The sequence below is a fragment of the Chromohalobacter sp. HP20-39 genome, from assembly GCF_033052815.1.
Taxonomy (GTDB): Bacteria; Pseudomonadota; Gammaproteobacteria; order Pseudomonadales; family Halomonadaceae; genus Chromohalobacter.
This window is the reverse complement of the sequence record NZ_JAWHTP010000247.1, coordinates 1-390: the sequence shown is the minus strand read 5'-3', so window position 1 is coordinate 390 and position 390 is coordinate 1. Positions and strand designations below refer to the sequence as shown.

The 390-nt window shown below is 53.3% G+C and carries 1 protein-coding gene; it reads left to right on the top strand.

The window, feature by feature from the left end:
- Positions 1-168: 168 nt before the first annotated feature.
- On the top strand, positions 169-390 hold a 222-nt coding region (locus RVY79_RS17835), incomplete at its 3' end, for a hemerythrin domain-containing protein (protein WP_317465847.1).

Genomic DNA, 390 nt, shown 5'->3' with positions numbered 1-390 from the left:
TAAAGTGGATTCGTTCGGAAAATGCGGACGGTACTGCGCAGTCTTCAGACTGATCGACTGCCCGCGATCCGTGACGGCTTCTGGAGCAAGAAACCGGCCCAGAGGAAATGAGGGCGCCGGTATGACGTTTGCTCACCAGACGAGAGCAAATCATTTCAGGAGCACTCCATGAACAAGGCAGAGATTCCAGTCGCCCAACGTACCGTGCTGTCAATGCTTCTCGACGACCACCGTGAGGTCAGGAAGCTATTCAAAGACTTTGCGCAGGAAAAACACGAAGTCAACCGAGAGAGCATTGCGCGAGAGGCCTGTGAAAAACTGACAGTGCATACCCAGTTGGAAGAGGAGATTTTCTATCCCGCTGTGCGGGAATCGAACGACAACGCCTTC